Origin of the sequence: Paramuribaculum intestinale (assembly GCF_003024925.1) — a bacterium.
In the GTDB taxonomy this organism is placed as follows: Bacteria; Bacteroidota; Bacteroidia; order Bacteroidales; family Muribaculaceae; genus Paramuribaculum; species Paramuribaculum intestinale.
In genome coordinates this window covers 1-15,050 of record NZ_PUED01000046.1, presented here as the reverse complement: position 1 = coordinate 15,050, position 15,050 = coordinate 1, and the positions used below count along the sequence as shown (strand labels likewise).

Annotated in this window: 19 protein-coding genes; 15 read left to right on the top strand and 4 right to left on the bottom strand. The window is 47.7% G+C overall.

Annotated elements, in window-relative coordinates:
• From C5O24_RS05200 to C5O24_RS05140, 14 genes are all read left to right on the top strand, one after another.
• Positions 1-2,023, top strand: a 2,023-nt coding sequence (locus tag C5O24_RS05200) for a TraG family conjugative transposon ATPase (protein WP_107681543.1), incomplete at its 5' end; no start/stop codon positions are given.
• Positions 2,024-2,026: 3 nt separating this feature from the next.
• Entirely contained in the window at positions 2,027-2,791 is a 765-nt protein-coding gene (locus C5O24_RS05195) for a hypothetical protein (protein ID WP_107036579.1), read from the top strand.
• Positions 2,788-2,919 carry a hypothetical protein gene (locus C5O24_RS14570; protein WP_262497748.1) on the top strand — a complete coding sequence of 44 codons (132 nt, stop codon included), beginning with the start codon at positions 2,788-2,790 and terminating at the stop codon, positions 2,917-2,919. Before C5O24_RS05195 ends, C5O24_RS14570 begins: the two co-directional genes overlap by 4 nt.
• A gap of 10 nt (positions 2,920-2,929) precedes the next feature.
• On the top strand, positions 2,930-3,568 hold the full coding sequence (locus tag C5O24_RS05190) for a DUF4141 domain-containing protein (RefSeq protein ID WP_237613050.1): 639 nt from the start codon (positions 2,930-2,932) through the stop codon (positions 3,566-3,568).
• 17 nt (positions 3,569-3,585) lie between these two features.
• Positions 3,586-4,584: a conjugative transposon protein TraJ gene (gene traJ, locus C5O24_RS05185; RefSeq protein ID WP_107681544.1), complete on the top strand. Its 999-nt coding sequence runs from the start codon at positions 3,586-3,588 to the stop codon at positions 4,582-4,584.
• 4 nt (positions 4,585-4,588) lie between these two features.
• On the top strand, positions 4,589-5,242 hold the full coding sequence (gene traK / locus C5O24_RS05180; RefSeq protein ID WP_107036577.1) for a conjugative transposon protein TraK: 654 nt from the start codon (positions 4,589-4,591) through the stop codon (positions 5,240-5,242).
• A gap of 2 nt (positions 5,243-5,244) precedes the next feature.
• Positions 5,245-5,595 carry a TraL conjugative transposon family protein gene (locus C5O24_RS05175; RefSeq protein WP_107036576.1) on the top strand — a complete coding sequence of 117 codons (351 nt, stop codon included), beginning with the start codon at positions 5,245-5,247 and terminating at the stop codon, positions 5,593-5,595.
• A complete protein-coding gene (gene traM, locus C5O24_RS05170) occupies positions 5,564-6,763 on the top strand; it encodes a conjugative transposon protein TraM (RefSeq protein WP_107036575.1) in 1,200 nt (399 codons plus the stop codon). Before C5O24_RS05175 ends, traM begins: the two co-directional genes overlap by 32 nt.
• A 15-nt stretch (positions 6,764-6,778) precedes the next feature.
• Positions 6,779-7,792 carry a conjugative transposon protein TraN gene (gene traN, locus C5O24_RS05165; protein WP_107036574.1) on the top strand — a complete coding sequence of 338 codons (1,014 nt, stop codon included), beginning with the start codon at positions 6,779-6,781 and terminating at the stop codon, positions 7,790-7,792.
• A 2-nt stretch (positions 7,793-7,794) separates the two neighbouring features.
• Positions 7,795-8,376, top strand: a complete 582-nt coding sequence (locus C5O24_RS05160) for a conjugal transfer protein TraO (RefSeq protein WP_107036573.1) — start codon at positions 7,795-7,797, stop codon at positions 8,374-8,376.
• Positions 8,377-8,381: 5 nt separating this feature from the next.
• A complete protein-coding gene (locus C5O24_RS05155) occupies positions 8,382-9,068 on the top strand; it encodes a hypothetical protein (RefSeq protein ID WP_124076049.1) in 687 nt (228 codons plus the stop codon).
• On the top strand, positions 9,065-9,931 hold the full coding sequence (locus C5O24_RS05150) for a DUF8464 domain-containing protein (protein WP_107036571.1): 867 nt from the start codon (positions 9,065-9,067) through the stop codon (positions 9,929-9,931). The genes C5O24_RS05155 and C5O24_RS05150 overlap by 4 nt, the downstream gene beginning before the upstream one ends.
• A gap of 5 nt (positions 9,932-9,936) precedes the next feature.
• Entirely contained in the window at positions 9,937-10,473 is a 537-nt protein-coding gene (locus C5O24_RS05145) for a DUF3872 domain-containing protein (protein WP_107036570.1), read from the top strand.
• Positions 10,470-10,958 carry a glycoside hydrolase family protein gene (locus C5O24_RS05140; RefSeq protein WP_107036569.1) on the top strand — a complete coding sequence of 163 codons (489 nt, stop codon included), beginning with the start codon at positions 10,470-10,472 and terminating at the stop codon, positions 10,956-10,958. The genes C5O24_RS05145 and C5O24_RS05140 overlap by 4 nt, the downstream gene beginning before the upstream one ends.
• A 222-nt stretch (positions 10,959-11,180) precedes the next feature.
• On the opposite strand, the gene C5O24_RS05135 is transcribed toward C5O24_RS05140, so the two are convergent.
• From C5O24_RS05135 to C5O24_RS05125, 3 genes are all read right to left on the bottom strand, one after another.
• On the bottom strand, positions 11,181-11,456 hold the full coding sequence (locus C5O24_RS05135; protein ID WP_107036568.1) for an HU family DNA-binding protein: 276 nt from the start codon (positions 11,454-11,456) through the stop codon (positions 11,181-11,183).
• A 284-nt stretch (positions 11,457-11,740) separates the two neighbouring features.
• Entirely contained in the window at positions 11,741-12,862 is a 1,122-nt protein-coding gene (locus C5O24_RS05130) for a type II toxin-antitoxin system HipA family toxin (protein ID WP_107036567.1), read from the bottom strand.
• Entirely contained in the window at positions 12,849-13,148 is a 300-nt protein-coding gene (locus C5O24_RS05125; protein WP_237613049.1) for a helix-turn-helix domain-containing protein, read from the bottom strand. Before C5O24_RS05125 ends, C5O24_RS05130 begins: the two co-directional genes overlap by 14 nt.
• Before the next feature lie 192 nt (positions 13,149-13,340).
• On the opposite strand from C5O24_RS05125, the gene C5O24_RS05120 reads away from it, so the two are divergent.
• Entirely contained in the window at positions 13,341-13,850 is a 510-nt protein-coding gene (locus C5O24_RS05120) for a hypothetical protein (RefSeq protein WP_107681542.1), read from the top strand.
• A 122-nt stretch (positions 13,851-13,972) separates the two neighbouring features.
• On the opposite strand, the gene C5O24_RS05115 is transcribed toward C5O24_RS05120, so the two are convergent.
• Positions 13,973-15,050 (bottom strand): PcfJ domain-containing protein (locus C5O24_RS05115; RefSeq protein ID WP_107681541.1); only part of this gene is annotated, 1,078 nt, incomplete at its 5' end.

Genomic DNA, 15,050 nt, shown 5'->3' with positions numbered 1-15,050 from the left:
GTTCGAGCGCATCATCAATGACACCGGCTATATCAAACTGCGTCGCCTCTCTGATGATGAGCTGGTAGGCACTGAAAAGGAATCGGGATTGATTGAGAAATATATGTCGCTGACAATGGACGATGTAACCTGTCTGGAAGACATTGACCTCGATGCCAGTCAGATGCGAGTTGGAGACAAGATGCTCTGTCTGCATACGCTGTCCGATACTGATGATCTTCCCGGCAAAGTCTGCACTGATAACCGTTATGAGCGGTTATCGACTGACCGCTCGGATTGCAGATTGAGCTTCGCCTCTCCCGTCGGGTTGCTCTTACCGTGCAACCACATCTATAATCAGTATATCCTGATTGATGACCATGACGAGAATCTGGCGAAGTTCGAGAAAACCGCGAGAAACATGAACTCCCTTTCGCGGTATAGCCGAAGCAATGCTATCAACAAGGAGTGGATTGACCGCTATCTCAACGAGGCACATTCCTACGGACTGACCTCAGTCCGGGCCCACTTCAATGTTATGGCGTGGAGCGATGACACCGAAGAACTGAGGCGCATCAAGAATGATGTCGGGAGCCAGTTGGCAACAATGGGATGTATGCCACGGCACAACACTATTGACTGCCCGACTCTGTTCTGGTCGGCAATGCCCGGAAATGAGGCTGATTTTCCTGCGGAGGAAAGTTTCTATACTTTCATCGAGCCTGCCGCCTGTTTCTTTACTGCCGAAACCAACTACCGCAGCAGCCTGTCTCCCTTCGGGATAAAGATGGTCGATAGACTGACCGGGAAACCGATACACCTTGATATATCGGACGAACCGATGAAAAGAGGTATCACCACCAACCGAAACAAGTTCATTCTCGGCCCGTCCGGTAGCGGTAAGTCATTCTTCACCAACCATCTGGTGCGCCAGTATTATGAACAAAATACACATATTCTGCTGATTGATACCGGTAACTCTTACGAGGGCCTTTGCAATCTGATTCATAATAAGACGCATGGCGAAGACGGTATCTATTACACCTACACAGAGGACAGCCCGATTTCGTTCAATCCTTTCTACACCGATGACGGGGTCTTTGATGTGGAGAAGAAGGATTCTATCAAGACCTTGCTGCTGACACTCTGGAAGTCAGAGGATGACAGAGTGACAAAGACCGAAAGCGGCGAATTAGGCTCGGCGTTGTCTATGTTCCTCGACAAGATGAATAGCGATAAAGACATCGTGCCATGTTTCAACTCCTTCTATGAGTTTATGCGCGACGACTATCGTCAGGAAATGGCACAGCGTCCTATCCCCATCTACAAGCAGGATTTCGACATCGACAACTTCCTGACCACCCTGCGCCAGTATTACCACGGAGGCCGTTTCGACTTCCTGTTGAACTCCAAAGAGAATATCGACCTGTTGAACAAGCGGTTTGTGGTGTTTGAAGTGGATTCGATTAAAGAGAATAAAGAACTTTTCCCGATAGTGACAATCATCATCATGGAGGCTTTCATCAATAAGATGCGACGTCTCAAAGGTATCCGCAAGATGATAATCGTGGAAGAGGCTTGGAAGGCTCTTTCAACCGCTAATATGGCTGAGTATCTGAAATATATGTTTAAGACAGTCCGCAAGTATTTCGGTGAGGCAGTGGTGGTTACGCAGGAGGTTGACGACATCATATCGTCACCGATTGTAAAGGAGACCATCATCAACAACTCCGATTGTAAAATCCTGCTCGATCAGCGCAAGTACATGAACCGCTTCGACCAGATTCAGGAGCTGCTCGGTCTGACCGACAAGGAGAAGTCGCAGATACTCAGTATCAATATGGCTAACAATCCAAATCGCCTATATAAAGAGGTGTGGATTGGTCTCGGCGGTACACAATCCGCTGTCTATGCCACAGAGGTCTCGACCGAGGAATATCTCTGCTATACCACCGAGGAGACAGAAAAAATCAGAGTCCTCGAACTGGCTGAAAAACTTGGAGGTGATACCGAAGCCGCCATTAAACGAATTGCTAACGGATAATATATGTTTGAAGATATTTTAGAATTTCTCGAACCCGTGATGAACGTGTTCGCTGCGGTTGTAATCTTCAGCCTTGGGATTACAATCAGTGTCGGCTGCATAATGCTGGCTTTCAAGGTCTGTGGCCGGTTCAATACTTTTGTCAGAGAGAAGGCTGAAAAGACAATCAATAAGTGGGCCCGTCGCATCGACAATGTTGTCGTGCGCATCGGTGAGCGGATCGGTCATTTCGTCAAGGAGGCTATCGAAAAGTCGAAGACCGGGATTCCTGTTGATATGCGTCCTAAAATGGCAGGTGACTGGTTTTGTCCCGACGTGGCCGATATGACAATCAGCGAACACAACGGCTACTACAAGGTAAAATTCTCCGGTGTCGGCATCCCGGCTGAGATTATTCCACAGGAGTTTATACTCCGGGATATTCAGGGGTGGCTCCATGACGATAACGTCTATTGCGCCGAAGGTCGTGATGTACTGGCTATGGCAATATCGAATGACGGCAATGAAATATTTGTCGCGGATCTGGGCAGGACATTCTATCGGAAGTGTGATATGACACCTACTGAACACGAGATTTTTGATGCAAAGGCATTGGATGAATTCCTCAATGCTAATCAGGCAGTCGAGAATAAGGATATTCTGACCGAGGTCCACGAAGTCGTGGAGGGGATCACCCTGCCTGATGATGTTCGCAAAAGGGTCTGCGAACTGGCATTCAAAGATGTGCCGGCCAATGATGTAGGTTTTAACATCAATGTCATCGAGTGAAAGTACCGCGTGTCTTATGGGTAATAATTGCCGGTCTGTTCATCGGACTGCTTGCCCTGATAACCTTCCCGCTGCTTCTGCTCTATGCCGGAGTAAGAATAATCGGAGGCATGGCCTCCAGAATCTAAATAAATGCGTATGAAAGAATTGAAATTTATCCTCCCTCTCGTTCTGTTCTGCCTGCTCTTCGGAGCGGGCAGAGCAAACGCCCAATGGACGGTGATAGACCCGTCGAACATAGCCCAGTCGATTGTCAACTCTTCAAAATCACTCGTTCAGGAATCAACGACGGCGACAAATATGGTGCGCAATTTTCAGGAGACGGTAAAGATTTACCAGCAGGCGAAGAAATATTACGACGCACTCCAGTCGGTCAACAACCTCGTCCGTGATGCCCGCAAGGTGCAGCAGACAATCCTGATGCTTGGAAACATCTCCGGCTATTATGTCAATAATTTCCAGAAGATGCTGACTGATCCGAATTTCACGTCAAGCGAACTGTCTGCAATTGCATCGGGCTATACCCGGATTCTTGAAGAGGCCGGCGGAGTCCTTAACGACCTGAAACAGGTGGTCAATATCACGACACTCTCGATGACAGACAAAGACCGCATGGATGTTGTGGACGACTGCTACAAGGAGATGAAACGCCTGAAAAGTCTGACGGCGTATTATACCAATAAGAATATCAGTGTGTCATATCTCCGCGCCAAGAAGAAAGCTGATACCCAAAGGGTAATCAATCTTTATGGCGACGGTTCGGAAAAATACTGGTGATGCCCATGCTGTGTGCCATTGATTTTTCCAACCTCCATACCATACTCCGGTCGCTCTATGACGAGATGATGCCGCTTTGTTCCGACATGGCGGGAGTGGCTCAGGGGATTGCCGGATTAGGCGCGCTGTTCTATGTGGCCTACAGGATATGGAGGTCGCTGGCTGCTGCCGAACCGGTGGATGTGTTCCCTCTGCTGCGTCCGTTTGCAATCGGACTGTGCATAATGTTCTTCCCCTCTATCGTTCTCGGCACCATCAACTCTGTCATGTCTCCGATTGTGCAGGGCACAGCCTCGATGCTTGAAGGTCAGACTCTCGATATGCAGAAATATAGGGAGGAAAAAGACAGGCTGGAGTATGAGGCCATGATGAAAGACCCGTCAACGGCTTATCTTGTGGATGACGCTGAGTTTGACCGTCAGATTGACGAGCTTGGAGTTACCGAAATAGGCACCGCCGCCGGAATGTATATCGAGCGCGGAATGTATAAGGTCAAGAAAGCAATCCAAAATTTCTTCCGGGAACTTCTGGAAATGCTCTTTCAGGCGGCGTCTCTGACAATCGACACGATTAGGACTTTCTTTCTCATTGTCCTTGCCATTCTCGGTCCGATTGCCTTTGCCCTGTCGGTATGGGATGGATTCCAGTCAACATTGACCACATGGATTCAACGCTATATCCAGACTTATCTGTGGCTTCCGGTTGCTGATTTGTTCTCCACTTTCCTTGCCAAGATTCAGGTGCTGATGCTTCAGAACGACATATCGGAGCTGACCAACAATCCCAATGTAAATATTGATGGTTCAAATATTTGCTACATCATATTTATGGTGATTGGGATTGTCGGCTACTTCACTATACCGACTGTTTCAGGCTGGATTATACAGGCAGGAGGTGCAGGAAACTATAACCGTGCGGTCAACAATACCACAATGCAGGCCGGCTCTATGGCGGGCAGCATCGCAGGTGGTGTCGCCGGAAATGTCGCCGGCAGGGCAGGCAAACTATTAAAGTAGTATTATGGAACCTTTAGCTCGCGGTGTGAAGACACCGCAATTCAAATCATTAAAGAATATTGAGACCTCTTTCCGTCAGATACGTCTGTTCGGGATTGTGTTCGTGGCGATGTGTGCGGTGGTGGTTTCCGTGGCTCTGATCATGGTTTTCAATTTCGCTGAAAAGCAACGTGAGAAAATCTATGTCCTTGACAATGGCAAGTCCCTGATGCTTGCCTTGTCACAGGATATGGAGCAGAACCGCCCCGCCGAGGCCCGCGAGCATGTGCGTCGCTTTCATGAACTGTTCTTCAACCTTTCCCCCGATAAGTCCGCAATCGAGCACAATATAAACCGTGCCCTGATTCTGAGCGACAAATCGGCATACAACTATTATACCGATTTTTCGGAGAAAGGTTACTATAACCGCATCATTGCGGGGAATATAAACCAAGTGGTGCAGGTTGACAGCGTGGTATGCGATTTCAACAATTACCCCTACACCGCCAAGACCTATGCCAGACAGATGATTATCCGTGAGTCGAATGTTACCCAGCGCACACTGGTGACAACGTGCCGCCTTTCAAATGTGTCGCGCTCTGACGACAATCCCAACGGATTTATCATCGAAGGTTTCAATATCCTTGAGAACAAGGATATAATCACTACTAAACGATAATTATGACGAAAAATAAATCTCCTCTCGCCCGGCTCATTGATTGGGTCTGGCGGGAGCCAAAAGGGAGAGTCGGCGCAAAACTGAAACAGATCTGCGACGATATGCCCCACAAGCAAAGGCTGATGGTTGTGACCGTACTGCTCTCGGCTTTCGTGCTGATTGCCTTCTTCGTGTTCGGTCATGCCTGCTACAAAATCGGAGCAAAGAGGGCTTTATTCGAGTATGAGGTGGAACACCTTTATAATCTCGATTTACCGGAGCACTCTGTAAAAGATACCGTTTGCTCACTCGAAAAATTTTATATCCCAACAGATTCTGCCTATGACGATACAGGAGTGGAAAGCGAAGATTAACTCATACTTCCAGCCCAAGACTACTGCGGAGCGTCAGAAGATGATGAAATATCTCGTGGTGTTCCCTGCCGCTATCCTTTCAGGTGTGGTAATTCTGTGGCTGCTGTATTCCAGTCTGAACAAGGAAGATACCAAGACGGGCAATGCTTTCAATACCGAGATACCGGCCGGTGAAAGCGAGAAGATAGGCACAAAGGTTCAGGAATACGAGGCAGCTGATGCAGCCAAGAAAAAACAGGCACGGATTGATGTTGTCGGGTCACTTGACACAATCGCGACTTCTTCACCTCTCGATACTGTTGCTGAATCATCAGCCATTGAGAGTTCTGTTTCGCAGTATCAGCAGGTACAGGCTTCTATTCAGGATTTCTATGTGCCTGACTATAGCCAGACTGAGCAAGTGGCGGAATTACAGGCCCGGATTGAGGAACTGGAGGCTCAGAACGCGATGGTCACACAACAGGCACAGCAGCCGGACGAGATGGAAATGCTTGAACGTTCATATCAGCTTGCCGCCCAATATATGGGCAACGGCAATGGCGGGAACTATCCGCCTCCCCGGCAATCCGAGGAAAAAGGCAAACGGAATGTGCAGCCGGTGACTCAGGTAAATCGCAGTGTGGTTTCTTCGCTCAGTGCGTCATCTGACCGTGGCTTCAACACCTCTGTCGGAAGGAAAACCTCTGTTGCCAAGAATACTATCGCGGCTGTTGTGGCAAACGACCAGAGTGTGATTAACGGACAGTCGGTTAAACTCCGGCTTACCGAACCGATGTGGGTCGGCAATGCCCTGATACCCCGGAACACTCCTCTTGTCGGAGTGGCGAGATTACAGGGCGAGAGACTGGAGGTTGCCATTACATCAATTGAGGCAAACGGCTCTGTGTATGAGGTGGACTTAACGGTCTATGATTCCGACGGTCAGGAGGGTATCAATATCCCTAATTCTATGGAGTCTGACGCACTGCACGAGATTGGAGCCAATATGGGATCAACTATGGGCAGTTCTATAAATCTGACCACGAATACCGGTGCGCAGATTGCCTCAGATGTCGGTCGAGGACTTATCAACGGAGTCAGTCAGTATCTCAACAAGAAACTGCGTACTGTTAAAGTCCACCTTAAAGCCGGGTATCGGGTGATGATTCACCAGCCCGAAGATGTCTAATATAATTTACTAATAATGAGAATAAAGACTATTATACTATCCGCTATCGCTGTTCTCGGCATGGCAACCCCGGTCTTCGCGAAATCGAAGACAACAGTCAATAACACCGATAATAACGTGTCGCCTGACACTGAAAAGGTAGCTGAACATGACTTGAGCGTGTACGGCTCCAGCTACACCGACGGCGACAAGTTCGACGGTCTGACCCGAAAGGTGGGTTTTGACCGCATGATCCCGCCTCACGCGCTGGAGGTCTGCTACCATAAAACCACGCATATTATCTTCCCTGCGGAGATAATTTATGTGGACCTCGGCAACGAGAACCTTGTGGCAGGTCTCGCTGATGGAGCGAAGAACGTACTTCGCGTTAAATCAGCGTTTAAGCGTTTCAAAACTGAAACAAATCTGTCGGTGATTACCGATGATGGCTCTTACTATGTTTTCAACGTCAAATTTGCGAAAGAGCCTCTGCTACTGAGCATTGAGATGACCGACTTTCTCCATGACGGCGAGGCTGTCAACCGTCCGAACAACGCTCAGGAGATATACCTCGAAAAGTTGGGTAGCGAGTCGCCGATGCTTGTCAAGCTGATTATGAAGAGTATATACAAGCAGAACAAGCGCGAAATCAAGCATATCGGTTCAAAGCGTTTCGGGGTGCAGTTCCTGTTGAAATCCATCTACACCAATAATGGGCTTCTTTATTTCCACACGGAACTGAAAAACACATCCAACATTCCTTTCGATGTCGATTTTGTCAGCTTCAAGATTGTGGATAAGAAGGTAATCAAGCGTACCGCAATGCAGGAGCAGGTAATTGAACCGCTCCGCGCCCAGAACTATGTGACTGTGGTACACGGCAAAACCTCAGAAAGAACGGTGTTCGCTCTGGAAAAATTCACCATCCCCGACGACAAGCAGCTCGTTATCGAGATTGCCGAAAAGGAAGGCGGCAGACACCAGTCTTTCGTGGTCGAGAATGAGGATATTGTGAGAGCCAACGTAATTGACGAATTAAGCATACAGTAACCATGAGAAAAGCGATAATGATAATCGCTGCCATGCTCACCCTCTTCGGAGGGCGGGCAATGGCCCAGCGATGCCTCCCCGGAATGTCAGCGGTAGAAATCAAGGCTGACATGGCAGACGGTTTTTATACCGGCAACTCCCGCAACTGCGGTTACTCTTTCGGTGTGTTCTATTCCGTTTATAAGGGTCGTGCCAATACTTGGAGCTTCGGCGGCGAGTATCTCCAGACCTACAAGCCCTACGGCGCGAAAGGTCGTATCCCGGTGGCGCAGTTTACAGGCGAGGTCGGCTACAATCTCCATCTGTTGAGCGACTACTCGCAGACCTTCCACATCTACGGTGGCGTGTCGGCACTCGGTGGCTACGAAACAGTGAACTGGGGGAAGTCGGTTTTATCCGACGGTTCGACGCTTCATGACGGCGACAACTTTATCTATGGCGGTGCGCTGACGCTCTCTGCGGATTTCTACCTGTCAGACAAAATTGCCCTGACCGCAAATGTAAAGGAGCGTTTCACCTTCGGTAGCGATGTGCAGATATTCCATACCCAGTATGGTATCGGTGTCAAATTCATAATCGAGTAATGGCTATGAGATACACTGAAAAAGACATCCGCAATATTCCTCTTACGGAATTTATGGCGGCTCTCGGAGAGAAGCCTGTCAAGTCCTTCGAGGATATGAAACTGTATTATGCACCGCAACGCGACGACACTGAGCCGATGCTGGTGGTCGATACCAATACAAACCGTTGGTATGACCATGCAACTGACCAGAGCGGAGACATCATCGACCTTGCCGCCTTGAAAATGAATCCGACGCTCTATATGGACCCGCGTGACTTCATATTGAAATATATGAATGAGTATGAGCAAGGCAAGGAACTTTCGATAATGGCGCGTTGCCCGCAGCCTCCGACGGTTGTAGGCATTGATATAAAGAAGGTGAAGCTCATAGACTTTATGAAGGCTCTCGGTCAGGAACACCCGGTTGCTGCCGATGGCAATCTGAGGATTTACAATGCTCCATACGATGCCAATCCCGGTCCGACAATGGTAATCAACACCGAAACAAATCTCTGGCGAGATACAAAGTCCGGTGCATACGGCAGTATCTATGACCTCGCTTATGAACTGACAGGCTCGTGCAATATGTCGGAACTGAACCGATATATAGCCTCAGAAATGGCGGTTTTGGAGAAGTCCAAAGATAAGGAACAGAATACAGAACCGTCCAAGCAGGAACCTGACAAACCCCAACGGAAGATTCGCCTATGAACATCGACGACATCAGGAAAATCTCGCTTGTCGAGTTTCTCAATCAGTTGGGATATCAGCCTACCGGACGCGACAGCAAAGGTCTGTGGTTTTACGCCCCGTATCGCAGTGAGAGAAAACCGTCGTTCCATGTCAATCCTAACCGTCAGGTTTGGTTTGACTTCGGAACGGGCGCGGGTGGCGATATCTTCTCGCTTGCCAGAGAAATGTCCGGAGAAACGGACTTTTTGAGGCAAGCCGATTACATCGCGGAGAAGATGCGCCTCCCGGTCGCTAAACCTTATAAGCCAACGCCGTTTGTCGAAGAACCGACTTTTGAAAATGTCGAAGTGTCGCGTCTGGAGTCTCACGTGTTGCTGCGCTATCTCGCCGACAGAGGCATACCTAAGGAGATAGCCCAACGATACTGTGTACAGGTTGACTATGAACTTCATGGCAAGCGGTATTATGCCGTCGGCTTCCCCAATAACGCCAATGGATTAGAGCTGAGGAATCCCTTCTTTAAAGGGTCTTATCCGCCAAAGCATATAACCCATATTGCCAATGACAATGCCCGGTGTAATGTGTTTGAAGGCTTCATTGACTTCCTTTCAGCGGAACGCCTCGGCTATAATGAAGGTCTCGACACTATCGTGCTCAACTCGGTCGCCAATCTTCAAAAGGCGATTACTCCACTCGGTGATTACACTGTAATCCAATGCTATCTTGACAATGACACCGCCGGTCGTGCGGCACTTGCCAGACTCCAAAGAGAGTTCGGTGATAAGGTCATGGACAAGTCGGCACTCTACCCAAACCACAAGGATTTGAACGACTATCTCATGTCGCTCTATCCGACAAAATCAAATAAAGTAAAACTCTGAATAATATGAATCTGATTCTTGATAAAATATGCAACTTCCGCGTCACTGCCGCCCGTTTCTTCGGATTCTGGGCAATACTCTTCACCCTCGTTCTCGCTCTGACCTCTTGCTCCGACGACCTCGATGTGCAGCAGTCCTATCCCTTTTCGGTGGAGGTGATGCCATACGCTGACAAAATTGCCAAAGGGCAGACCGTCGAACTGCGCTTCGAGATAAAGCCCGAAGGCAACTACACCAACACCCTCTATACCATCCGCTACTTCCAATACGATGGTGAAGGTTTGCTCAAACTTGTTGACGGTCCTGTGCTGGTCAATAACGACCGTATTCTGCTCGAAAGCAAGACCTTCCGCCTCAATTACACCGCAAAATCAGACCAGCAGCATCGCTTTTTAGTTGTGGTCGAGGACAATTTCAATTCTACCCCGTGGGAACAGACATTTGAGTTCAACGGCAATGACAGTGGCGACGATGATGACGGTAAAACTACCGGAATAATCAGTCCTGTCAATCCCGGATCAATAACACCGATTGCCCGATGAAAAAATTTCTGATGTTCTTTATGGCGTTGCTGACCCTTGTGACGGCAACGCCGACCGCAAATGCAAAGCGGTCGATTATGGAGCTTCCGCTATTTGAGCGGGCGGTGCTGATTATAAAAAAATTTGAAACGCTTCATAAGCCAAAGCACTGGCCGACGATATGCTATGGTCATGTCGTTCAGCGTGGAGAACATTTCACACGCCGGCAATACAGTGAAAGCGAGGCTGATGCTCTTCTTCGTCGTGACTATGCCAAGTTCTGTGAGTTGTATAAAGAATATGGTCGTGACAAATATATTCTTGCGGCTCTCGCTTATAACATTGGGCCCGGAGCCGTCAATAAAAGCAGCGTTCTGAAAAAGTTAAAACGGGGTGACCGTAATATCTTCAAGGCCTATACCTCCCACTGTCATTACAAAGGCAAGTGGCACTCCGGGCTTCACAAAAGGCGGCTTACTGAACTTGCCGTTTTATACGTCCCCTAAAAATCTACAGCGATGCCATTCTATCAAATGGAATAGCATCGCTGTATTGTACTTTTTATCAATCCCAATCATTTAATGATTCGATATATCTATCAACATCAAGTATCCGGACATACTTTTTGCGATTCTCCAAACAGGATTGACAATTACAATTTTCAGATTGTGATTGGATATGAACTGTTTCTATTTCCGGACTATCCTTTTCGATTTCTCCTTCCATGATTATTTTGCTACTTCTTCCTTAAAAGAATTGGCGGGTTTGAAAGCTGGGATATTGTGAGCCGGAATAATTATGGTAGTGTTCTTGCTGATGTTGCGAGCTGTTTTCTCTGCACGGGTCTTGACGATGAAAGAGCCGAAGCCTCGGAGATACACGTTCTCACCGTGTGCGAGACTGTCCTTCACTACGGTCATGAACTGTTCGATTACGGTAACAACCGCAGCCTTCTCGATGCCGGTTGTTTTTGCGATTTCAGTCGCTATTTCTGCTTTAGTCATAAATGTTTTCTGTTTGAGTGTTGAAGATTTAGATTACAAAATTACGAATTTTTTCACAGTCGTCTGAGCATTTTGTCGGAAGTATGTGCTTGGCATATCGAATGTTTAGGGACTGTTTAACACAAAAGTAAAATAAACACGTTATGTCAGCATACTTCCCACACTCCCACATCCTCCTGGGATCTGCAATAATATTTGCAAGAACATCACGAGTAAGTGCGGCGAATGTGGCTTCAATAAGGGTGGTTTACATCGGCCTTGATTAAGGCCCGACGATACTGATACTATTTGAGTTTGTACCTGAGCAGATGTCCGCAGTTGTCGGCCACCTCTTCTATTATCCTGTGGCATACTGTTTTCGGCAGTTTTATTTTGGTGCCGACTGCTATGAAATCCGAGATTGTAGGATACCCTGTGCCGTTGACAGATGTGGCGTGTTCGCCGTTGTAGCCTTCCGTGCATAGTGTAAGGTCGTATGCCGGGGCTATGTGCCATCGCCATTTGCCCGAAGAGTCCCGGCGAACGATGAAACTGAAATTCTTGCAGTGGTCATCCTTGTTGTCCGTTAGATAGTTGAACACCATGCGCCGGAACATCTCCTCGACATCTTTCGGATTCTGTGTCAGAAAACCTGTCAATGCAAGCAGATTGCTGTAGTCAAGAATCGGATTGCCGAGTGATATGCAGAGCAGTCCGCCGGCTGTGGCGGTATGCAGTCTTTCTCCGGATTGCGTCAGGTCGAAACGGCGAGAGGCAAAATATTTGCCATTGACCAGTTTGAAATCAGGAACCGTTATTCCGCACTTTCGAGCTGTCTCGTTGTAGATATATTCCTGCTCACCGATATTCTTTGGATCGTATGTGTGCCGGAACTTCACAAGCCAGTGACCGTCACTGTCCGAAAACACCGCCTTCGGTCTTGCGCCGCCACTGTTGCCGCTGTTGAACAGCAGGAGTTCCGCATCATCGTCCTGCCGTTCCCGAAGCACCTCCAGAGCCTTTTGCTGGAGCATATCGAAATCATCGGTTTCCTCTCCTGTCACAATACTTGACACAGGCGCGTATGTCAGCGCACCCATGCCACCACTGCCGACAATGCTCAGTCTGTCAAGTGCTGACAAGTCGGAATCATTGATACCTTCTCGTTGCAGAGCCTTGTGGAGCAGATAACGTCCGTAACCATCCGGGAGGCTGTCCTCGAAAATTCCAAAATCACCGTTGAACGGTGTCGGTTTGGCTATGAACATACCCGGTTTCAACGGCAACTCCAGCGGAGAGATGCTGAAACCGTCGGCAAGCCATTCCCTGTCGTATTCAAAGACGCAGAGACGGTTGTCGGGTGTAAGCGACATCGTACCTACATTGCGGTCGTGGTATCTTACGGAAAGTCGGTCAATCTTCTTCATCGGCGCGGGTTTTACGGTTGTATGCTTTTTTCTTGCCGGTATTCTTGCGTATCTGCGAGAGTTCCTCCATGGTGGAATATTTGGGAGCGGCGAAAATGTCTCGCACTTCTTGCAGATAATCCATGGAGATAGCAAGGAGTATCAGATTCTTCAGAGATATGAGTCCTTTCTGCTCGAAGCGTGTTATGTTGGCGAGAGCCACGCCTGATTTCTCAGCCACGGTCTCCCGTGTCAAGCCACGCTCCACACGCCTCTTGCGGAAGTCATCCGCCAACTTGCGGGCCACATCGTCCGCATCAGGCAGCATAAAACTATCCAATACTAATAACATATTATCTGAATTATTCATATGCACGTAATTACGGATTAAATATTATCAATTACAAAGATAGTGATTATTCCTGATACGGGCAAGCCTATATGGGCATATTTCAGTTGTAGGACATACAAATCCGAGGATAAATCGTTAATTTTGTGTATGGCAAAGAAGAAGCGACAAGGACATTACTGCCGGATATGCGGTGAATATAAAGCCAATGAGAAATTCAGTGGCAAGGGTCACGCACAGCATATCTGCAAGGCGTGCATGTCAAAGAAAAATAAAGGGATTGAGATCGACTCTGAAATTCCGGTTGTTGACGAAGATTATGATGATGAATTGTTCGGAGACATGGAATATGATATGTTCAATCCCGACATTGACATCATGCCTCCCGCAGAACCAGAACATAAGAGATACGACAAACTCAACACGGAGGAAAAGGCTGCGCTGAAAGAACTATGGGCTGAAATAGTAATCCGATATTGGGAGGATGAACGACTTATCCCATTCGGTGAGCCTTACTCAAAAATCAAGAAAGAGCTTCTGGCGATTTTTGCTGAACATGGAGAAATAGCCTTGAAGGATGACAATAACCTCAAAGTCTTTCTTCACGATACAATGATAGTCACCATCAATAAAGTTCTGAAAAGGAATGCGAGCATATAGTAGAGAAGTTTTTAAGCATAAATACAGCCCAAACGCCGCCTTTTGGCGGCCGAAATTTTTTGGCAAAATGAAGGTGACAGAGGTCTTATACTCCGCCACCTTCATTGCTGATATGGCACTGGCTATGCTCTCTTTCTCTCTGCTATCATTTTCTTGTTGGCGTTGATGATACCTGCTATCTGCTGGGTGTACTCACATATTTCATTGGCGAAGGCTCGGCATTGGATTATGTGGTAGTCGTCAAGCGAAATTTCTATGGTGGCTATCTGCTTGTTTCCGATGTAGGCGGTAAGGGTCAATGTATCCTCTTTAAGGTAATATTTGGCAGTACCGCAACAGATAGATTGTTTATCTCCGATTTTATAGTAATCATCGATGGTGTCGATTGAGTGGATTTCAATCTCTCCGTCAGTCATTTCCATTCCGAAGTAGCGGGATTTGAGTTCCTCGAACTTGGCTTTGTCCTTGATGGCTTGCTGACGTTCTTTCTCTCTCTGCTCCTTGATGCGCTGGCGATTGACCTTAGCCACATATATGTCGTGGACTACTTTGAGGTCATTGGGTGCTATCAGCGAGGGAGAATTGAGGTTTCTGCCCATACGCTCCAACATCTTGATGTAGTCAAACCACATCTGCGGGTCTTTGACCCTGTAGCCGTTGCGCTTGGCTATCTTAATGGTATTCCAATACTTGTCAATGTCTGACTTATTGGCTGGTCTTGCACAAAGGTATCGTAACAATCCTATCTCGTTGGCTTTCATCAGTGTCTCGGCTTTTGGGTTGGTCAGTAACTCTTGGAACATAGTCACGGGGTGGATACGGTGGACTGAGTTCTTGAACCCGTTGCGCTTTATGGTATCAGTGACCTTGATGCGTGGATATACCCATTGGTCTGAAACGTACATATAGGCGTCTCCATCGTTTCTGATTTCAAGTGGTGCGCTGAATGCAAAGGTATCAACATAGCAACCGAGAGTACGAGGGATAGCGACAATGGTCTTATTGCCTTTGGGGTCAATGAAATACTGCCCGATTTCAAGGTAGGCAGGTTTCACCTTCATACCCTTGCGCATTTCAACTATCATCAGGAACATTCTGACTACCTGATAGTCCTCAATAGTCGTGATGATGTTGAAATAGGACTTTTCGCGGATAACACGCTCTTTGGTGTCCTTGAATTCTATCTGAGAGCCAAATTCG